The 19,364-nt window shown below is 70.5% G+C and carries 22 protein-coding genes; 10 read left to right on the plus strand and 12 right to left on the minus strand.

The window, feature by feature from the left end:
- Nucleotides 1-14 precede the first annotated feature (14 nt).
- From ABD262_RS01620 to ABD262_RS01640, 5 genes are all read left to right on the plus strand, one after another.
- Complete coding sequence (locus tag ABD262_RS01620) at nt 15-194, plus strand: hypothetical protein (RefSeq protein WP_344130135.1); 180 nt, start codon at nt 15-17, stop codon at nt 192-194.
- Nucleotides 195-217: 23 nt separating this feature from the next.
- On the plus strand, nt 218-1,027 hold the full coding sequence (locus tag ABD262_RS01625) for a sulfite exporter TauE/SafE family protein (protein WP_344130137.1): 810 nt from the start codon (nt 218-220) through the stop codon (nt 1,025-1,027).
- 119 nt (nt 1,028-1,146) lie between these two features.
- Nucleotides 1,147-2,415, plus strand: a complete 1,269-nt coding sequence (gene sqr / locus ABD262_RS01630; RefSeq protein WP_344130139.1) for a type III sulfide quinone reductase, selenoprotein subtype — start codon at nt 1,147-1,149, stop codon at nt 2,413-2,415.
- A 5-nt stretch (nt 2,416-2,420) separates the two neighbouring features.
- A complete protein-coding gene (locus ABD262_RS01635) occupies nt 2,421-2,735 on the plus strand; it encodes a TusE/DsrC/DsvC family sulfur relay protein (RefSeq protein ID WP_344130142.1) in 315 nt (104 codons plus the stop codon).
- Nucleotides 2,736-2,772: 37 nt separating this feature from the next.
- The gene (locus ABD262_RS01640; protein ID WP_344130145.1) at nt 2,773-3,288 is read left to right on the plus strand and encodes a DsrE/DsrF/DrsH-like family protein; all 516 of its coding nucleotides are present in this window, start codon (nt 2,773-2,775) and stop codon (nt 3,286-3,288) included.
- A gap of 37 nt (nt 3,289-3,325) precedes the next feature.
- On the opposite strand, the gene ABD262_RS01645 is transcribed toward ABD262_RS01640, so the two are convergent.
- Genes ABD262_RS01645 through ABD262_RS01655 form a run of 3 tightly spaced genes read right to left on the minus strand, consistent with a single transcriptional unit; the run spans nt 3,326 to nt 5,939 of the window.
- The gene (locus ABD262_RS01645) at nt 3,326-4,534 is read right to left on the minus strand and encodes a pilus assembly protein TadG-related protein (RefSeq protein ID WP_344130148.1); all 1,209 of its coding nucleotides are present in this window, start codon (nt 4,532-4,534) and stop codon (nt 3,326-3,328) included.
- Complete coding sequence (locus tag ABD262_RS01650) at nt 4,531-5,364, minus strand: hypothetical protein (protein WP_344130151.1); 834 nt, start codon at nt 5,362-5,364, stop codon at nt 4,531-4,533. Before ABD262_RS01650 ends, ABD262_RS01645 begins: the two co-directional genes overlap by 4 nt.
- Nucleotides 5,365-5,387: 23 nt before the next feature.
- Nucleotides 5,388-5,939 carry an RNA polymerase sigma factor gene (locus ABD262_RS01655; protein ID WP_344130154.1) on the minus strand — a complete coding sequence of 184 codons (552 nt, stop codon included), beginning with the start codon at nt 5,937-5,939 and terminating at the stop codon, nt 5,388-5,390.
- A gap of 268 nt (nt 5,940-6,207) precedes the next feature.
- Here ABD262_RS01655 and ABD262_RS01660 point away from each other — a divergent pair, with 268 nt between their 5' ends.
- From ABD262_RS01660 to ABD262_RS01675, 4 genes are all read left to right on the plus strand, one after another.
- Entirely contained in the window at nt 6,208-6,744 is a 537-nt protein-coding gene (locus tag ABD262_RS01660) for a hypothetical protein (RefSeq protein ID WP_344130157.1), read from the plus strand.
- 215 nt (nt 6,745-6,959) lie between these two features.
- Nucleotides 6,960-7,844 (plus strand): HNH endonuclease family protein, encoded by an 885-nt coding sequence (locus tag ABD262_RS01665; protein ID WP_344130160.1) that lies wholly within the window; start codon nt 6,960-6,962, stop codon nt 7,842-7,844.
- A 68-nt stretch (nt 7,845-7,912) separates the two neighbouring features.
- Nucleotides 7,913-8,572 carry a TOPRIM nucleotidyl transferase/hydrolase domain-containing protein gene (locus ABD262_RS01670; protein WP_344130163.1) on the plus strand — a complete coding sequence of 220 codons (660 nt, stop codon included), beginning with the start codon at nt 7,913-7,915 and terminating at the stop codon, nt 8,570-8,572.
- 193 nt (nt 8,573-8,765) lie between these two features.
- A complete protein-coding gene (locus ABD262_RS01675) occupies nt 8,766-8,999 on the plus strand; it encodes a hypothetical protein (protein ID WP_344130166.1) in 234 nt (77 codons plus the stop codon).
- A gap of 80 nt (nt 9,000-9,079) precedes the next feature.
- Here the strand turns inward: ABD262_RS01675 and ABD262_RS01680 are convergent, their stop codons facing one another.
- The 9 genes from ABD262_RS01680 to ABD262_RS01720 form a co-directional block, all read right to left on the minus strand.
- On the minus strand, nt 9,080-9,934 hold the full coding sequence (locus ABD262_RS01680; RefSeq protein ID WP_344130169.1) for a trypsin-like serine protease: 855 nt from the start codon (nt 9,932-9,934) through the stop codon (nt 9,080-9,082).
- Nucleotides 9,935-10,044: 110 nt separating this feature from the next.
- Nucleotides 10,045-11,340, minus strand: coding sequence for a hemolysin family protein (locus ABD262_RS01685; protein WP_344130172.1), 1,296 nt, complete (start codon nt 11,338-11,340; stop codon nt 10,045-10,047).
- A 103-nt stretch (nt 11,341-11,443) separates the two neighbouring features.
- On the minus strand, nt 11,444-12,157 hold the full coding sequence (locus ABD262_RS01690; RefSeq protein WP_344130175.1) for a VIT1/CCC1 transporter family protein: 714 nt from the start codon (nt 12,155-12,157) through the stop codon (nt 11,444-11,446).
- A gap of 4 nt (nt 12,158-12,161) precedes the next feature.
- Nucleotides 12,162-12,470, minus strand: coding sequence for a 4a-hydroxytetrahydrobiopterin dehydratase (locus ABD262_RS01695; protein ID WP_344130178.1), 309 nt, complete (start codon nt 12,468-12,470; stop codon nt 12,162-12,164).
- 126 nt (nt 12,471-12,596) lie between these two features.
- Nucleotides 12,597-13,718 carry an ABC transporter ATP-binding protein gene (locus ABD262_RS01700; RefSeq protein WP_344130181.1) on the minus strand — a complete coding sequence of 374 codons (1,122 nt, stop codon included), beginning with the start codon at nt 13,716-13,718 and terminating at the stop codon, nt 12,597-12,599.
- Nucleotides 13,715-14,734 (minus strand): ABC transporter ATP-binding protein, encoded by a 1,020-nt coding sequence (locus ABD262_RS01705; RefSeq protein WP_344130184.1) that lies wholly within the window; start codon nt 14,732-14,734, stop codon nt 13,715-13,717. Before ABD262_RS01705 ends, ABD262_RS01700 begins: the two co-directional genes overlap by 4 nt.
- 87 nt (nt 14,735-14,821) lie before the next feature.
- Entirely contained in the window at nt 14,822-15,838 is a 1,017-nt protein-coding gene (locus ABD262_RS01710) for an ABC transporter permease (protein ID WP_344130187.1), read from the minus strand.
- Nucleotides 15,835-16,845 (minus strand): ABC transporter permease, encoded by a 1,011-nt coding sequence (locus ABD262_RS01715; RefSeq protein WP_344130189.1) that lies wholly within the window; start codon nt 16,843-16,845, stop codon nt 15,835-15,837. Before ABD262_RS01715 ends, ABD262_RS01710 begins: the two co-directional genes overlap by 4 nt.
- A 162-nt stretch (nt 16,846-17,007) precedes the next feature.
- Complete coding sequence (locus ABD262_RS01720) at nt 17,008-18,687, minus strand: ABC transporter substrate-binding protein (protein ID WP_344130192.1); 1,680 nt, start codon at nt 18,685-18,687, stop codon at nt 17,008-17,010.
- A gap of 178 nt (nt 18,688-18,865) precedes the next feature.
- On the opposite strand from ABD262_RS01720, the gene ABD262_RS01725 reads away from it, so the two are divergent.
- On the plus strand, nt 18,866-19,306 hold the full coding sequence (locus tag ABD262_RS01725) for a (deoxy)nucleoside triphosphate pyrophosphohydrolase (protein WP_344130195.1): 441 nt from the start codon (nt 18,866-18,868) through the stop codon (nt 19,304-19,306).
- Nucleotides 19,307-19,364 lie beyond the last annotated feature (58 nt).

Here is a 19,364-nt window from a genome sequence, read left to right on the forward strand (position 1 = left end):
CGAAGGAGAACCTCATGTGCCGTCCTGCCACCTGCCGAGTCTGCGGCAAGACCACCTGGGCCGGCTGCGGCCAGCACGTCGACCAGGTCATGGCCGGCGTGCCGCGCGCCGACCGCTGCGCCGGCCACAGCGACGCCGAGAAGGCCGCGGCCGGGGGAGGATCCTTCCTCGGACGGCTGTTCGGGCGTAGCTGACCCGGCACCACACCGCCACGTCCGTGTCACCACTGGTGCTGCCCCTGGGGCTGGTCATCGGCCTCGCGCTCGGCGCCCTGGGCGGTGGCGGGTCCATCCTGACCGTCCCGGCCCTGGTCTACCTGCTCGACCAGGATCCCCGCACAGCCACGACCAGCTCCCTGTTGATCGTCGGCTCCACCTCGCTCATCGCGCTGGTCCCGCACGCTCGCGCGGGGCGAGTCCGCTCGGTCCAAGGGCTCATGTTCGGGGCGCTCGGCACCGCCGGCTCCTTCGCCGGGTCCGCGCTGTCCTCCCACGTCCCCGCGCAGGTGCTGCTGACTGCGTTCGCCGGCCTGATGCTCGTCGTGGCCGCCCTGATGCTGAGACGGTCCCTGCGCCCGGGCGACCCCAGCGGACACCAGGACCCGACGGCGGAACCCTTCCTCACCCTGCATCCGCTGACCTGCGCCTGCCCACGACTGGCCAAGCTCGTGGTCATCGCGACCGTGGTGGGCCTGCTCACCGGCTTCTTCGGGGTAGGTGGCGGATTCGTCCTGGTCCCCGCCCTCGTCCTGGCCCTGGGGTTCCCGATGCCCGTCGCGGTCGGCACCTCCTTGCTGGTCATCGCCGTCAACAGTGCCACCGCGCTGGCCGCGCGGGTCTCGGTCGCCGGGACGCATCTCGAATGGCGGCTGATCGCCGCCTTCACCGCCGCCGCCATCGTCGGCAGCCTGCTCGGCGGCCGGATCGCCTCCCGCGTCCCACACCGCCAACTCACGCGAGCCTTCGCCGCCCTGCTCGTCGGCGTCGCGGCGTACACCGCGGCAAGCAGCATCCCCTCCCTGTTCTGAGCCGGCCACTCCCGGGCCGAGCCGCGCCCGGCGGTCTTCGGGGGACGTTGTGCCCTGTGGTCCTGTAGCAGCTCTCCCTAACGTCGGAACCACAGGACCCGACCTAGGAGTGGGACGAAATGCGACGGCTGTTGGTGCTCGGTGGCGGTACGGCAGGGACCATGATCGTGAACAAGCTCCGGCGCAAGCTGCCCTCGTCCGAGTGGGACATCACGGTCGTCGACCGCGACGACGAGCACCGGTACCAGCCCGGCTACCTGTTCCTGCCGTTCGGCACCTACACCCCTGAGCAGATCGTCAGGAAGCGGCACGCGTTCATCCCGGACGGGGTCGACCTCGTCTTCGGTGAGGTCGACCGGGTCGACGCGGACACCAGGACCGTGCGCCTGGAGGACGGGCGCAGCCTCGACTACGACTACCTGGTGATCGCCACCGGCACCACGCCGCGGCCGGACCAGACCCCGGGAATGCTCGGTGAGCAGTGGCGCAAGAGCGTGTTCGACTTCTACTCCTTCGAGGGCTCCAAGGCCCTCGCCGCCGCGATGAGGTCGTTCGACCACGGACGGCTGGTCGTCCACATCACCGAGATGCCCATCAAGTGCCCTGTCGCGCCACTGGAGTTCGCGTTCCTCGCCGACTCGTGGCTGCGCGAACGAGGAGTCCGCGACCGCGTCGAGCTGGTCTACGTCACCCCCCTGTCCGAGGCGTTCACGCAGCCGATCGCCGCGCAGCACCTCGGGGCGATGCTCGACCAGCGCAAGTTCCTCGTCGAACCCGACTTCATGATCGAGCGCGTCGACAACGAGAAGAAGGCGATCGTCTCCTACGACGAGCGGGAGATCCCCTTCGACCTGCTCGTGACGATCCCGCTCAACATGGGTGCCGACTTCGTGGCCCGCTCAGGGCTGGGCGACGAGCTCAACTACGTCCAGGTCGACAAGCACACCCTCCAGTCGACCAAGCACCGCGAGATCTTCGCCGTCGGTGACGCGTCCAACATCCCTGCATCGAAGGCCGGATCGGTCGCGCACTTCTCGGTCGAGATCTTCGTCGACAACGTCCTCGACCTCATCCGTGGTCGTCCGATGACCCGCTCCTTCGACGGTCATGCCAACTGCTTCGTCGAGTCCGGCAACGGCAAGGGGCTGCTCATCGACTTCAACTACGACACCCAGCCGTTGCCCGGACGGTACCCGTTGCCGGTCGTCGGCCCGATGAGCCTGCTCAAGGAGACCAGGGCCAACCACCTGGGGAAGCTGGGGTTCCGCTGGATCTACTGGAACGTCCTGCTCCCGGGCCGCCCACTGCCCCTCCCGGCCCTGATGTCCATGGCGGGCAAGGTCTCCCCGGCCGACCAGCCTCCAGCCACCGCAACAGACAAGGAGTGAGCACCATGCCCGTGACCACCATCGACAGCCGTCAGGTCCACGTCAACGATGAGGGCTTCCTCACCGACCCCGACGAGTGGGACGAGGCCCTCGGCACGGCGTTGGCCAGCCAGATCGGGATCGACCTGGGTGACGAGCACTGGAAGGCGATCCGCTTCCTGCGCCAGGACTTCGCGGCCCAGGGCGAGACCCCCACGCTGCGCCGCGTCACCGTCGCGGGCGGCATACCCACCAAGACGCTCTTCCAGCTCTTCCCCCAGAAGCCCGCCAAGAAGATGGCCTACATCGCCGGCCTGCCCAAGCCGCACGGCTGCGTCTGAGTCCCTGCCACACCCCCGACGAAAGAGAAGGTCCGCCATGACCACCGCCGACACGGCACCCGCCATCATCCCTGACTTCGACGCCCCGTCGGCCCAGGGCCGCAAGCTCGCCATCATCTGCTCCAAGGGCAGCCTCGACATGGCCTACCCGGGTCTGATCCTGGCCAACGCGGCCCTGGGTGAAGGCGTGGAGACCCACATGTTCTTCACCTTCTGGGGCTTCGACATCATCAACAAGAAGACCATGAGCGACCTCAAGTTCACCCCGCTGGGGAACACTGCGACCCACATGCCACAGGGCCTGGGCGGGATCCCCGGAATCACCCACATGGCCACGTCGAAGCTGAAGAAGTCGATCGCCGACCTCGACGTCCCGGAGGTCCCCGAGTTCCTCGAGCAGATCGTCGCCTCCGGGGGTCACCTGTGGGCCTGCCGGATGTCCGCCGACATGAACCACCTGACCGAGGACGACCTCTACGACGAGGTCGAGGCCATCATCAGTGCGAGCGACTTCATCGAGAAGACCGAAGGCGCCCAGCTGCTGTTCATCTGACGTCGGGCCCGGAGCGATCCCGGCGCCGACGGCTGAGCTACTCGATGAGGTAGACCTGCCGCTGTTGCAGGTCGCACGTGCTGCCCAGCGCGCAGTCGCTCTCGTCGCTCGAGCCGGCCACCCTCATCTTCACGGCCTTGAGCAGGAGGTAGTTGTCCTGGTTCCCACCCGTCGAGGGGGTCAGGGACGAGGGGTTGTTGGTCGGGCCGGCGCACTCCCCGGTCATGCCCAGCGCCGTGCTGTCCTGGCCCCCGAAGTGGTAGCCGCACACGACGACTCCGAGCAGGGCCTGGACGGGGTAGATGGCGTTGTTGCCGCCGGCGTTGACGACGGCCGCCTGGTCACAGGGCGGCACCCCGCAGAACACCGGCAGCAGGATGTGCTTGTGGGAGCTCACCAGGGAGTTCCAGGCCTGCAGGATGGGCGTGCCTCCCAGGTTCCCGCTGTTGGCTCCCAGGCAGGAGCTGGACTTGGCCGGGCAGCTCCCCTCGAGGAAGGTGCGCAGTGCGGAACCGGTGCGGGGGGACTGGTCGGGGACGATCGACACCGGGTCGGTGCAACCGAACTCGGTGGCCGTGCCCAGGTAGGTGTTGCTGTTGCTGCCGACTTCGGGGCAGTCGATGGACCACCAGTTGCCGCTGCTGCTGGCGCCGGGGCACAGGCTGTTCCCGGTCGAGGGAAGGGTCATCTGGAACACCGTGGACGGCAGCACCGTGGGCAGCTGGCTCCCGCAGACCGCGTAGGGCCGGACCCCGACGGCCTCGGAGGGGGCGGAGACGATGGCCGTGGCAGGTCGTGAGGTGGCATAGGGGCCGCTGTGACCGAAGATCCCGCCGAGCAGGTTGGGCGTCGACCCGGCCGACACGTACCTGACCTGGATGGACCCCTTGGCGGTGCACGAGGCGGTGTAGCCGGCCTCGGTGCTCCCCGGCCGGTTGTCCTCGCGGATGGCGGACGCGGCATTGGCTGCCTCAGCTGTCCACGCAGGCGTGGCGAGGATGGTCGCGCAGCTGCCGGTCTTGTCCGCGAAGACGTTCGCGGCCGCCAGCGCCGCGGCATCGGAGGCCGTCTGGAGCTGGCGGGTGCTGGCGTACGACAGGCCGAAGTCGAGGGTGAAGGCCCCGATGCCCACCAGGACCACCATCATCACCGCCACGGTGACCGCGACCGCGCCTCGATCCGACCGCTCGGCCCCGAGTCGGCGCCGAAGGGTGGCGCTCGTTCCCTGGCCGGGGCGGCGGATCATGAGGCCCTCGTGGGGAGGGTGGCCGGCGGCCCGGGTGGGGTCAGGGTCGCAGTCGGCGGGGTGGTCGTGGTCGGACCGGCGCCTGGGGTGCGCGGGTTCCCGCCGCTGCCCTTCCTCGCCTTCCCGGGTGGGGTCGCCGGAGCCTTGCCGGGCTTCGGCGCCGTGGAGGTCGCCTTGCCCTTGGGCTTCGCCGTGCCCTTGGGGGTGCGCGTGGTGCTCGACGAGCCGGGGTGGGGGACCTTGGCGCAGTAGGCGGCGATCTTGGCCTCGCCCCCCGCTGCCTCGGCCAGGTTGCGGAACGCGACGGACGTGCCGGGCTTGTCGTCGTCCTTTGCCTGGTGGTTGGTCCACGCGTTGCACAGCCCGAACGCGGCCGGCCCCGAGGCGTCGGGACCGACCGGGGTGCCCGTCGCGTCGGCCTGCGGCGGCGTGGTCTGAGTCGAGCTGGTCGCCGCGACCGGCGGGGCCACGCTCTGGTGGGCGGGTCCCATCGCACCGGAGGCCAGGACGATCGTCGCGACGCCGCCGAGTGCCACGGCGGCGCCGGCGGCCGACGCCAGCGCCCTGAGCCCACCCACAGCGGAGATCATCGCGACCCGCCGGGACCGACGCCGGGTGAAGGCGCTGCCGTACGTGGCCATGGCCCCGGAGTAGCCCCCGAGCTCAGCGCGCTCGGGTGGCGAGGTCAGGGCGTTCATCGCGTCCGCGACCCGCTGCACCTCGGGCGGCCCTCCCAGCGGGCGGTGCCCCTTGAGCATGGCGTCGACCTCTGTGTCCGAGAGCTCGTACTCGTCGCTGCTGCCGGGGTCACCAGTGAGGAATGTCGTCACACCGGGTGAAGCGCCGATCTCGGCTAGTGCGTTACACCCTGGCTGCGCAGCGCCGCGGCAAGGGTCCGCAGACCGCGGTGGGCAGACACGCGGACGGCGCCCGGGCTCTTGCCGAGCATGGCGGCGACCGTCTCGACGGGCAGCCCCGCGATGACCCGGAGGGCCACCACCTCCGCCTGCAGGCTCGGCAGGGTCGACAGCAGCGCGAGGGCCGATCCCGGGCTGAGCCCCTCCACCACGGCGTCGCTGGGGTCCGGCACGGCCCACGCGTGCTCATGGACCTCACCCGGCGCCTCTCGAGGTCGCCGGGAACGACGGCGTGCGTCGTCCAGCGCGCGCCGCCGGGCGGTGGCGAACACCCAAGCACGCCAAGCGATCTCGTCGCCGCGGAACCGGCGCAACCCCTTCACCACCGAGACCCAGGTCTCGGCCGCCAGGTCCTCGGCGTTGCGGCCGGGCTCCAAGGACAGGTAGCGCACGAGTCGGGGATTGAGGTCCAGCCAGAGGCGCGAGAAGGCCTCCTCGTCACCGGCCTGTGCCCTGGAGAGGAGGTCCGCGAAGTCCTCGCGCGCCACGAGGTCAGTATCTGGAGGCGGGCGCGAGCACGGTGGCGCTTCGCGCGGGCTGTCGCCCGTTCGGACGAGGTCCGTGCCGTGCGAGGTGGGCCCCAGCTGAAGCACTCGTGGCCAATTGTCCCGATGGTCGCGGATGTCCTCGCCTGAACAGTTGCATATTGGCCATCGCCTGACCGGCGCTTGACCAAATCCATACCTGAGCCGCCCGGGTGGGCCATCCTGCGCGCAGGGGGACCGCAGGGGTCGCCCGCGAACGAGGGGACTGCTCATGTTCAGGAAGACGATGGCTGCAGCCGCGATGGGGGTCGGGCTGCTGCTCGCGGCAGCCGGGTCGGCGTCCGCGTACACGATGGACGCAGGTGGCGTGGGCTGGGTCGGCAAGGGAGAGGTCCAGAGCGCCTACGGGTGGAACAACAAGGCCATGCAGGACAACGTCGCGGGAGTGACGTTCGTCTACGACAGCACGGCCACCTACGAGGTGGTCTGTGAGTTCGACAACCCGGGCGGCCACCACGTCATCACCAACACGAAGCGCTCGTCGGTCAAGGCGACGCTGGGCAGCGACGCGCGCAACAACAGCAGCGGCAAGCAGGGGCCGATGACCGGGTGGTACCTCACCGGTTTCGGTGCGGTCACCTCGACCGGCCAGGCCGTCCCGTCCGTCGGCGACGGCTGCCCCGGCAACAGCGGGCTGGGTGCGATCACCTCGGTGACGCAGACCGGCACGGGCACGGGCGGCCTGTACGCGCTGTGGAGCGGCCAGAGTCGGCTGCTCACCCTCACGGTGGCCACCACGACTCTCTGACCCACTGCGGCCGACACCGGCCGAAGACTGGTCGCTCCGGCGCAGGGCCCGCGCAGGGTCCTGCGCCGGGGGCACGTGGTGCCGGCGCCGGCGCGGGGGCAGCTGCGGGGGAGTGCCGGCTCGTCCGTTCGGGCAGGGTTGCCGGGTTTCGACCCCGGGGTGGGCGGCGCCGACCTAGCGTGGCCGCCACCGAGCGAAAGTGTCTGTCCCTCACCATGATCCGTCGACCCGATCGCCACTGGCCGGCCTTGGCCGGGCCGCTGCTCGCGATCGCCACGCTGGCGGCCTGCGCCTCTGCCAGCGCCGGGTCCGTCGCGCCGGCAACCGTCGCGGCCGGGTCGAGTGCCCGGGCGGCCACACCCGCGCGCCCCGCGCCGGCCCCCGCGGCGCCGGACGCCGCGGCGCCGGCCACGCCGGGGGATGTCCCTCTCCCGGCCACGTCCGCACGCCCGAGCTCCGTGACCGCACCGGCCCCGCGGCATACCTCGGCGCGACCCGGGACGAGCCCGGCAGCGACTGGCCGGCCGGGGGCCGCCGTCACCACCTTGGCCACCCTCACCGTGAAGGGGCGGGCGCCGCGGACCGGTTACGACCGCGACCTGTTCGGACAGGCCTGGGCCGACGTCGACCGCAACGGCTGCGACACCCGCAACGACATCCTGCGCCGCGACCTCACCGGCACCACCATCAAGGCGGGCACCCACGGCTGCCTGGTGCTGACGGGCACCCTGGACGATCCCTACACCGGCAACCGGATCGCCTTCGTCCGTGGCAGGGGCACCTCGAACGCCGTCCAGATCGACCACGTCGTCGCCCTGTCGGACGCGTGGCAGAAGGGCGCGCAGCAGTGGTCCACCGCGACCCGCACGGCGTTCGCGAACGACCCGCTCAACCTCCTCGCCGTCGACGGACCCACCAACCAGCGCAAGGGTGACGGCGACGCCGCCACCTGGCTGCCGCCGCGCAAGGTCGGCCGCTGCGCGTACGTCGCGCGCCAGATCTCGGTCAAGCACCGCTACGCGCTGGCCGTCACCCCCGCCGAGCGCGATGCCATGGTCCGGGTGCTCATGACCTGTCCCGGGCAGGCCCTGACCCGCTGAGGTCGCCCCGGCCGCACAGGGGGAAATGACGCGGCGCCCGACCGGGGCGATCTGGCAGATTGACCGGTATGACCGTGTCCGCGCCGGTGCCGATCCCGCCGGGGGCGCCCGTGTGGGTGCTGCTCGAGGGAGCCTCGGACGTCGCTGCCGTGCGCGTGGTCGCCGAACGCACAGGACTCCCGTTGCAGGAGCGCGGGGTCGAGCTGGTCGACATGCACGGCGCGACGAACATCCGCCGCCACCTGCTCGCCGCGGCCGCGGCCCCCGGGAGTCCACGCGTCCTGGGGATGTGCGACGCCCCGGAGGCGCCCTTCTTCGTTCGCGCCCTTCGCCGGGTGGGCTGCGCTGTCGGGAGCCCGGACGACCTGCCCTGGTGGGGCTTCCAGGTCTGCGACCGTGACCTCGAGGACGAGCTTGTCCGCCACCTGGGTGAGGAAGCCACCAGGACCGTGCTGGAGGAGCTCGGCCTGACCCAGCGGTTCGCGAAGCTTGCCCAGCAGCCGGCCTGGGTGAAGGGGTCCTTCCACGAGCGGGTCCACCGGTTCGCCGGGGCGGCTTCCGGGCGCAAGGAGCTGATGGCCGGGGCGCTCGCCGCGGCCCTCGACCTGACCGCCCTGCCGCGGCCACTGGCCGGGCTGCTCGACGCCATCTCCCGGTCCGGACCGACGTTCGAGGAGCTGCGCGGGGCGGTGTCCGGACCCGACCGTGCCGCCGAAGGGCACAGCTGACGCCGGCGAACGGCCCCCGTCTCAGCCACGTCCCGCTCGCGAGGTTCTGCTAGCGGAAGAGCCCTCGGTCGGTAGACGGTGCACCCTCATGCTGACCGAGCCAAGCTCTGCTGGCGGAGGTTGGGGAGGCAGGCACAGGGACCCCACAGCCGCCGCACACCCTGGGCGGAGGGCCGGCCAGCACGGTGGTGCCATGACCACCGCCGCCGTCGCCCCCCGTCCTGCTCCGCTCGCCGCGCGCCACGCGCGACGCCCGCGCCGTGGCCCCCGGGTCGCTGGAGCAGCGCTCGTCCTGGTCGCCCTGTCCATCCCCGTGACCGGGACTGGCAGCGCGCTCGCCGCCACCCATGCCCCGGCCCACCTCAGGATGGCCGCGGTGGCCGACGCCGTGGTCGGCGTCGTCGCCACCGGCAAGCACGACGTGTGACCGCGCTGCCCCGCAAGCCCGGCAACGACGAACGTGGCGACGCCCACAGGGGGCGCCGCCACGTTCGCGTTCAGGTCGGGTCAGGCGTGGCCGACGCCGAACCCGGCGAGCCAGCTCTGCACGATCGGGATGTCGATCCGCTGCAGACCGCCGAGGTAACGGCAGTTCGAGGTGTAGCCGTAGCTGGTCACGGTCACCTGGTAGCCACCGTTGAACGACGGGCCGCCGGAGTCGCCGAAGCAGGTGCCACCGCCGCCACGCGGGTCGTTCTCGTTGCCGTTGACCTGGAGGATCTGCGGCGTGAGCTTCTGGCCCACCTCATCGGTGACCCGACGCACGATCGGGTAGGACATCGGCGTCGGCTTCTGCGGGCCGGACTCGGCCTGGCGGACCTCGGTGCCGTAGCCGACCGCCGTGAAGAGCGTCTTGTTCAGCACGTTGGGCGTGTACTTGTCGAGGTAGTTCGTCGGGGCGATGGTCGCCGGGGCGATGTTGGTCACCGGCGCGTCGAGGACGATGACCCCGACGTCGTTCCAGTTCTTCAGGTCGGTGAAGTCCGAGTACTGCGGGTGGGTGTGCGCCGTGCCGCTCAGGAAGCCGGCCGCGGCGAGCTCTGCGGCGGTGTAGCCCGCGGCCGGGTCGGCGGCCACCGGCAGCGGCGATGGCGGCGCCTCGGCGACGACCGACTTGAAGGTCACGGCGGTCTTGCCGACGGTGCCTTCGGTGCAGTGCGCTGCGGTGACCAGGACGGTCGGCGACACCAGGGTGGCGCTGCAGCGGAAGCGACCGGTGCCGTCGTAGAAGGCGATCATGCCCACGTTGGGGTGGCCGTTGCCGTCGAGGTCACCCCCGGTGATGGCTGATGCGGCGAGGGTGGTGCCCCCGACCATGGCGGTGCTGATGCCGAGAACGGCCAGCGCGCGACGAAGCTTCATGCGGACTCCCTACAGTCTGGTCGCCCCAGTGGGCGACCTGTGCATTCAAACCCGCCGCGTGTCGACTGTCCAGCGTCATCGGGGTGATCTTCCGGGCGTATGCCGCGTGCTCACGACGACGGCGTGGACCGCTCCGCGTCGTGCGGGCGCAGCCGCACCTCGGTGACCGCGTGGCCCGCGACGCCGGTGACCTCGATGGTCCAGTCGGCGACGTCGACGACGTCACCTTCCCGCTCGGGCACCCGACCCAGCAGCTTCAGCACCAGCCCGGCAACGGTCGAGTAGTCCGCGGACGGGGGCAGCCCGAGCTCGACGCCGAGGTCGGGCAGGTCGTGGACCGGGAAGGTGCCGGGCAGCGTCAGCACGCCGTCGGGACCCGGGTCGGCCGCGGCGAGGTCGGGGTCGTTCTCGTCCCAGATCTCGCCGACCACCTCCTCGAGCAGGTCCTCGAGAGTCACGATGCCGTCGACCGAGCCGTGCTCGTCGACGACGATCGCCATCTGCTGGCGCTCCTCACGGAAGCGGCGGAGGGCATCCGACAGGCGCACCGTGTCGGGCAGCATCAGGGCCGGCTGCACGCGCGAGCCGACGAGGTCGTCGTCGCCGTCGACGACCGAGCCCCAGTGGACGATGCCGAGGACCCGGTCGAGGTGGTGCCCGAGGGTCACCGGGACCCGCGAGTGGCCGGCCGCGGCCATCGCCTCGCGGGCCTGCGCGACGGTCAGGTCGCTGGGCAGCGAGAGCACGGAGCCGCGGGGCACCAGGACGTGCCGCACCAGTCGACCGTGCAGGTCGAGCGCACCGCTGATGATGTCGCGTTGCTCGGCGTCGAGCGCGGGGTTGCTGGTCACCAGGTCGCGCAGCTCCTCGGCCGAGATCTCCTCCGCCGTCGTCTCCGACTTGCCCCCGAGGAGGCGGACCACCAGGTCGGTGGAGGCACCCAGCACGGCGACGGCCGGTCGCGAGAGCGTCGAGAGCACGTCGAGCGGCCGAGCCACCGCGAGCGCCCAGGGCAGGGCCAGCTGCATGGCGAGCCGCTTCGGGGCGAGCTCGCCCAGCACCAGGGTGACGAACGCCAGCACGAGCGTCACGCCGGCCACGACCACCGGCTCGGCCGCCGAGCCGAGGAAGCCCACGTGGGGGACGAGGGGTTCGGCCAGCGAGACGGCCGCCGTCGCCGAGGCGAGGAAGCCGGCCAGCGTGATGCCGATCTGGATCGTCGCGAGGAACCGGTTGGGGTCGCGGGCCAGCCGCACGAGTCGCTCCCCACGCACACCGCCGGTGCGTTCCAGCTGGCGCAGCTGCCCCTCGCGGAGAGAGACCAAGGCCATCTCACTCCCCGCGAAGACGGCGTTGAGGAGCACGAGTGCTCCGACGAGGGCAATGTCGAGCCAATAGCCAGACATGGCTGGGTGGATCACCGGTCCTCAGCAGTGGGGGGAAGAGTCCGGTGAACGTCTCGTCGCCGGGACGAGTTCCCGGAGCACGGGCCGACGAGCCCGCCCCGTCTCAGATCTGGGTGCCGACCAGGGCGCCGATCACGTAGGTCACGAGCATCGCCACCAGCCCCCCCGCGATGTTGCGGAGCACGGCAGGCCGCACCGGTGCCTGGCCCAGGCGGGCGCTGCCCCAGCCGGTGAACGCCAGCGCCACCACGACCGACACGGCGGTGACCCAGACCCTGGCGCCGGCGGGCGGCAGCAGGATGGCCACCAGCGGCAGGAGGGCGCCGAGGGTGAAGGCGGACATCGAGGCCCAGGCCGCGTGCCAGGGGTTGGTGAGGTCGTTGGGGTCGATACCCAGCTCAGCCTCGGCGTGGGCGCCCAGCGCGTCGTGCTCGGTCAGCTGGCGGGCCACCTCGGCGGCCAGGTCGGGAGTCAACCCCTTCTCCTGGTAGATCTGCGCCAGCTCCTCCAGCTCCTCGTCCGGCATCTCGCGGAGCTCGCGCTTCTCCTTGGCCAGCAACGCCCTCTCGGTGTCGCGCTGGGTGCTCACCGACACGTACTCGCCGGCCGCCATGCTCATCGCCCCGGCCGCGAGCCCGGCGATGCCGGCGGTCGCGATCGTCGAACGCTCGACGGTCGCGGCTGCGACGCCGATGACGATGCCTGCCGTGGAGACGATGCCGTCGTTGGCCCCGAGCACGCCGGCCCGCAGCCAGTTGAGCCGGGCACCGATGCCCTGGTCGTGCTGCTCGCCGTCGTGGGGATCGACCTGTGTCACTGCCTCAGCCACGAGCGGACGCCCCCAAGCGGGCGGCCGACTGGGCGACCCGGTGGGCGAGCTCGACGTCGAGCTGCGTCAGGCCACCTTCGGAGTGGGTGGAGAGCGCGAACTTCACTGTGCGCCAACGGATGTCGATGTCGGGGTGGTGGTCCATGTCCTCCGCCTCGACAGCCACCTCGTCGACCAGCCGGATCGCGGCCGGGAAGTCGGGGGCCTCGTAGCTCGCCCTGATCTCGGCTCCCTCGCGGGTCCACCCTGGCAGGTCTCCCAGCTGGCGCGTGATCTCCTCATCGGTCAGCAGTCGGCTCATGACACCAACTCTGGCAAGGAAGTCCACGGCTGTCACGGAAGCCCAGCCTCACCTCACCCGCCCCCGAGAGGGGTATGCCGCGTGCGCACCGTGCGCACGCGGCATACCTGCCGTGGTGGTCGGCGGTCAGAGCGCCTCGGTGACGGACGCCGGACCCATGAAGTCGGTGTCGCCGTCCCGCTCCTCCTGGGTCGTGAGCTGGGCCTTGACCTCGTGGATCTTCAGCTCACCGGTGGCGATCTGCTCGGCGAAGTGGCAGGCCACGCGGTGGCTCGCCGGCACCCCCTCCATCTCGACCGAACGCAGCTCGGGGCGCTCGGTGTCGCACCGGGTCTCCTGCCGCCACGGGCAGCGAGTGTGGAAGCGGCACCCCTTGGGCGGGTTGGCCGGCGAGGGCAGGTCACCAGTGAGCAGGATGCGCTCGCGTCGGTCCTCGATGACGGGGTCCGGCACGGGCACGGCGGACATCAGCGCCCGCGAGTAGGGGTGCAGGGGCTTGGTGTAGAGGTCCTCGGCATCGGACTCCTCGACCAGGGCGCCGAGGTACATCACGCCGATCCGGTCGCTGATGTGCCGCACGACCGCGAGGTCGTGCGCCACCACGAGGTAGGTCAGGCCGAACTCGTCCTGCAGCTCCTCGAGCAGGTTGATGACCTGGGCCTGCACCGACACGTCGAGCGCCGAGACGGGCTCGTCGGCCACGATCAGCTTCGGGTTCACCGACAGGGCTCGGGCGATCCCGATGCGCTGGCGCTGGCCGCCGGAGAACTCGTGCGGGTACTTCTTGAGAGCGGCCGCGGGCAGGCCCACGGCCTTGAGCAGGTCACGCAGTCGCTGGTTGGCCTGCTTGGCGTCCTTGGCCAGGCCGTGTGCCTTCATGCCCTCGAGGAGCAGGGACTCGACGGTCTGCCGGGGGTCGAGGCTGCCCATCGGGTCCTGGAACACCATCTGGATGTCCTGCCGCTTGTGGCGCAGCTCCTCACCCTTCAGCGACGCGATGTCGACGCCCTCGAAGTCGACCGACCCGGCGGTGGGGGGTTCGAGGTTGAGGATCGCGCGGCCGAGGGTGGACTTGCCACACCCGGACTCGCCGACCAGGCCGTAGGTCTCGCCCTTGCGGATCTGCAGGTCGACGCCGTCGACGGCGTAGACGTGGCCCACGGTCTTGTCGAAGATGACGCCCTTGCGGATCGGGAAGTGGACCTTCACTCCCTTGACGTCGACCAGGATCTCGTCGCTGATGGTCATCGGGACACCTCCACGGGGTTGTGGCAGCGCAACGCTCGCGTGCCCTCCTCGACGAGCTCGGGCGTGCGCTCGACGCACACGTCGATCGGCTGCGAGCAGCGCGGGGCGAACGCGCAGGCGTGCGCCCAGGGCAGGTTGTCGGACACCGAACCCGGGATCGGGGTGAGCTTCTCGCCACGCGACCCGTCCAGGCGGGGGATCGAGGCGAGCAGCCCGTGGGTGTAGGGGTGCCGGGGCGACGCGAACAGCGGGTGACGGTCACCCCGCTCGACGATCCGGCCGGCATACAGGACGTTGACCCGGTCCACGAGGCCGGCGACGACGCCGAGGTCGTGGGTGATCATCACGAGCGCCGTGCCGGTGTCCTCCACGAGGTCCTTGAGCAGCGCCAGGATCTGCGCCTGGATCGTGACGTCGAGGGCGGTGGTGGGCTCGTCGGCGATGAGCAGGCGGGGCTCGCAGGCCAGCGCCATCGCGATGAGCGCTCGCTGCCGCATCCCCCCGGAGAGCTGGTGGGGGTAGTCCTTGAGTCGTCGGAGCGGGTCGGGGATGCCGACCTTCTCGAGCATCTCGCGCGCCAGCGGCATGGCCGCCTTGCGGGACAGGCCCTTGTGGCGCTCGAGCACCTCGGTGACCTGCACGCCGATCGGCACCACGGGGTTCAGGGACGACAGCGGGTCCTGGAAGATCATGCCGAGGTCGCGCCCGCGCCGGTCGCGCATCTGCTCCCGGGTCTGGGTCAGCAGGTTGGCCCCGCCGTAGAGGACCTCGCCCTCGACCGTGACGCCGCGCTGGGGCAGCAGGCCCATGATGGCCAGCGAGGTGACCGACTTGCCGCAGCCGGACTCGCCGACCAGGCCGACGGTCTGTCCGGGGCGCACGTCGAAGCTGACCCCGTCGACGGCGACGAAGGGCTCCTCGTCCTGCCGGGTGAAGGTGACGCGCAGGTCGCGCACCGACAGGAGGGGTTCCTCGCGGTTGCCTCGGGTCTGGACGTTCTCGATGGTCTCGGTCATGCGACGACTCCCTGAGGACACGAGCGACGGAGGGGCAGGGCGCACAGGGGCGACGGGCCGGGCCGGGTGAGGGCGGTCATGGTCGCGCTACCTCCTGCTCTTGGGGTCGAGCGCCTCGCGCAGCGACTCGCCCATCAGGGTGAAGCCGAGCGCCACGACGATGATGCACAGGGCCGGGTATGCCGCCAGCGTGAGGTGGTCGTAGATGAACGGCTGGGCCTTGCCCAGCATCTGTCCCCACTCGGGCTTGCGGTCGTCCGGGTTGCCGACACCGAGGAAGGACAGCGCGGCCGCGTCGATGATGGCTCCGGCCAGGACGAGGGTCGCCTGGACGATGACGGGCCCGAGGGCGTTGGGCAGCATGTGCCGGAACACGATGGCCGACCGCTTCACGCCGAGGGCCCTCGCGGCGAGGACGTGGTCGCTGGCCCGCTGGGCGAGCATCGACCCCCGCAGCAGTCGCGCGAAGATCGGCACCTGCACCGTCGCGATGGCGATGATGACGGTCCACTGGCTCGGCTGGGCGGCCAGCGCCGCGATGGAGACCGCGAGCAGCAATGACGGGATCGACAGCATGACGTCGACGAGCCGCATGACGACCGAGTCGACCCATCCGCCGAAGGCGCCGGCCGTCGTCCCCAGGGTGAGCCCACCGAGGAAGCCGAACGAGGTGGCCATCACACCGACGAGCAGGGTCTGCTGCGAGCCCACGATGAGCCGGGACAGGATGTCGCGGCCCGAGTTGTCGGCCCCGAGGGGGAAGCCCGGCTGGGGGCCCGGGATCGGGTTGCTCTGGGGCCGGACCTCGTCGATGAGCAGGCGGGCCGCAGGGTCGTGCGGGGCGATGAGCGGGGCGAAGATCGCCAGCAGGATGAACAGCGCGCTGATCGACAGGCCGAGGAGGAAGACCGGGTTGCGGCGCAGGCGGCGCCAGGCGCTCGCGATGAGCGAGACTCCGGCGCCCTCCTCGACGTGGCCGGCGGTGTCGACGGAGTGCTCGTCGAGGGAGACCCCGCCGGAGGGGGAGCCGAAGGAGCTCGCGGCCAGGTCGTCGATCCGCTGCTTGCGGCCGCGGGGGCTGAAGGGGTTGGGCACGGGGGTCACCTCGTCCGGATCCGGGGGTCGATCACGGCATACGCGATGTCGACCAGGAGGTTGATGATGACGAACGTCACGGCGAACATCAGCAGGAGGACCTGGAGCACCGCGTAGTCCTTGCGCTCGAACGACAGCGCGGTGGCCTCGCCGAGGCCGCCGAAGGAGAAGACCCGCTCGGTGAGGACCGCGCCGACCAGCAGGCCGCCGGTCTGGAGGCCGATCGTCGTCACCACGGGCAGGAGGGCGTTGCGCAGGATGTGGCGTCCGCGGATGACCCGGGCGGTCAGGCCCTTGGACTCGGCGGTGCGGACGTAGTCCTCGTCCATCACCTCGAGCACCGCGGCCCGCGTGATGCGGAAGATGACCGCGAACGGGATGGTCGCGAGGGCCAGACCGGGGAGGATGAGGTGCTTGACGGCGTCCCAGGCCGCGTCGAACTCGCGCGTCAGCAGCCCGTCGAGGACGAAGAAGCCGGTGACGCGGGTGGCGTCGAGACCCGGGTCCTGGCGCCCCGACACCGGCAGCCAGTGCAGGTTCACGGCGAAGACGTACTTGAGCAGGAAGGCGAGGAAGAAGACCGGCACGGCGACACCGATCAGCGAGCCGACCACGGAGAGGTTGTCGAACCACCCGGCCCGGCGTCGGGCGGCCATGTAGCCCAAGGGGATGCCGAGGGCGACCGCCAGGACGAGCGCGAAGATGCTCAGCTCGACGGTGGCCGGGAACCGCTGCAGGAAGATCTGGAACGCGTCGACCCCGGGAAGCACGCCGGTGCTCGACCCGAACTGCCCCCTCACGGCCCGCTTCACGAACTCCCAGTACTGGACGTACAGCGGTTGGTCGAGGCCGAGGGCCTTCTCCAGGGCGGCCCGCCGGGCGGGGGTGGCCTTCTCGCCGAGGATGGCGGAGACCGTGCCCCCCGGAAGGCTGCGCAACCACAGGAAGACCAGCAGCGACAGGACGATGACGACGCCCGTCATCTGCAGCAGCCTTCGCAGGATGAATCTCAGCACGGTGGGTCATTCTCCTTCACGGGCGAGAGTTCGGACGACCGGAGTGGATCACGTTCGACGGTTCGGCACAACCGAACCCGGGCGGTACACGACTGTGGCCGTCCCAGCGATTCTGCTGGGACGGCCACAGTGTTGGTAGTGCTGTCCGAGGCGAACCTCAGGTCACTTGCTCACCGTCACCGAGGAGAACGTCTCGGCGGTCAGCGGGCTGGCCACGAGGCCCTTCAGCTTGCTGCTGACGACCAGGGCCGGCGGGGAGTGGCTGATCGGCAGACCCGGGAGGTCCTGCTCCATGATCTCCTGGTTCAGCTTCTCGTAGGCAGCGGCCCGTTGGCCCTCGTCCACGATGGCGTCCGCAGCAGCGAGGTCCGCCGAGAGCTTCGCGCCGTACGACGTCGCACTGGTGTGGAAGTCGTTCGTCTTGAGGCCACCGAAGAACGTCCCGATGAAGTTGTCGGGGGAGTTGTAGTCACCGGTCCAGCCGAGCAGCCACGCGTCGTAGCCACCGTTGTCGACGGTGTCGAGGTAACCACCGTTCCACGGCTTGGTCACGACGTTGACCTTGATGCCGACGGCCTCGAGGTCGCCACGCAGCGCCTCGTAGATCTTCTGCGGGTCCGGCATGTACGGACGCGACACCTCGGACGGGTAGGCGAACGTGAGGGTCATGCCCTCGGCGCCGGCCTCCTTGAGCAGGGACTGGGCCTTGGCCTTGTCGTAGGCGTAGGGCTTCAGGTCCTTGTTGTAGCCGGCCACGGTGTCGGGCATGAACTGCGTCGCCACCGTTGCGCCCTCGGGCAGCTGGGTCTTGACCAGCTGCTCGCGGTTCAGGGCGTAGTAGAGAGCCTGACGGACCTTGAGGTCCTTCAGCTTCGGGTTCTTGGCCGGGTTGAGGCCCATGTAGAGGATGTTGAAGGCGGGGCGCACGAGGACGTTGTTGCCCGAGTCCTTCAGACCCTTCCAGTCGGCCGGGTTCGGGAGGTCGTAGCCGTCGATGCTGCCGGCCTCGAGCTCCTGACGACGGGTGCTCTCGTCGGGGATGATCTTGAACACGAGCTTGGCCGTCTTGGCCTTCTCGCCCCAGTAGGCGTCGTTGCGCACGAGCGTGACCGTCTTGTTGGCCTGGTCGTACTTGTCGAGCTTGTAGGGGCCGGTGCCGACCGGGTTCTTCGAGTACGCCGGGTAGCCGAAGCCATCGCCCTGCTTGGTGACGTTGTTGGCGTCACCGGCCTTGAGCGCCTTGGGCGACTGCATGGAGAACGAGTCGAGCGACAGCGCCGTCGGGAACTTGGACGTCGCGCGGCTGATCTTGATGACCGCCGTCATGTCGTCCTTGGCCGTGCAGCCCTGGTAGAGGGCGTCGGCGCCGTCCTTCTTGAAGCCGCCCATGACGTCGGCCCAGTAACCGGCCGGGCCACCGGCCGCGACCTCGTTCTGGTCGGACATGCGCTCCATGTTGTAGCAGACCGCTGCGGCGTTGAACGCCTCGCCGTCCCAGAACTTGACGCCCTCACGCAGGGTGAAGGTCCACTCCTTGCCGTCGGCAGAGGCCTCCCACTTGGTGGCCAGCTCGGGCTCGATGTCGGCGGTGCCCGGCTTGATGCCGACCAGGCCTTCCATCATCTGGCGGGTGACCCGGAAGGTCTCACCGTCGGTGGCGTAGAAGGGGTCGAAGAGCTCCGGAGCGCCGGCGGCGCCGAAGGTGATGGTGTCCTTGACGTCTCCACCGCCACTCGACGCGTTGCCGTCGGAGGTTCGGTCGGACTGGGCACAGGCTGCCAGCGTGAGGGCCAGCGTCGTCGCCAAGGCGACGACCGGGGCCGCCTTCCGCGTGAGCTTCATGTATACCTCGCTTGATGTGCGATCTTTGGTCGACCCGGTCGGGCGCCAAGGGTGGTGCTGGGTGGTGCTCCTCCACAGGAAGAGTGCGTGCGCAATCCTTCTGCGGTTGTCGGCAGACCCTAGCGAGAACTGCGGTCGCTGGACCCGTGCGCCGCGGAAATTAACAAAAGTGAGACACATGTCCGAAATGGCAGCAGGAACGGTTCGCGAGGTCGTGGGTGCCGCGGTCGTCGACGACCTGCTCCGCCCCACCCGGCTGCTGGCGGCCCGGCGCACGGAGCCGCCTGCCCTCGCGGGTGGCTGGGAGTTCCCCGGCGGCAAGATCGACCCGGGCGAGCAGCCCGAGGAGGCGCTGCACCGCGAGCTGCTCGAGGAGCTCGGCGTGGGGGTCGCGCTGGGGGAGCGGGTGCCTGGGCCCCTGGAAGGCGGCCGCTGGCCGCTCGGTGAGTCCTGGGCGATGACCGTGTGGTTCGCGTCGGTCACCTCGGGTGTGCCGGCACCGATCGAGGACCACGACGAGCTGCGCTGGCTGGCCGCCGACGAGCTGTATGCCGTGCCCTGGCTCCCGGCCGACCTCCCCATCGTCGACGCGATCGCGCCAAACCTCCATCGGGTCTAGGCGGGGGGTGAGGCACGCCATACCCCGGCTCGGGTGGTTTGCGTGCGAGAACGTGCCG

This window comes from Pedococcus bigeumensis, from assembly GCF_039531795.1.
GTDB classification, from domain to species: Bacteria; Actinomycetota; Actinomycetes; order Actinomycetales; family Dermatophilaceae; genus Pedococcus; species Pedococcus bigeumensis.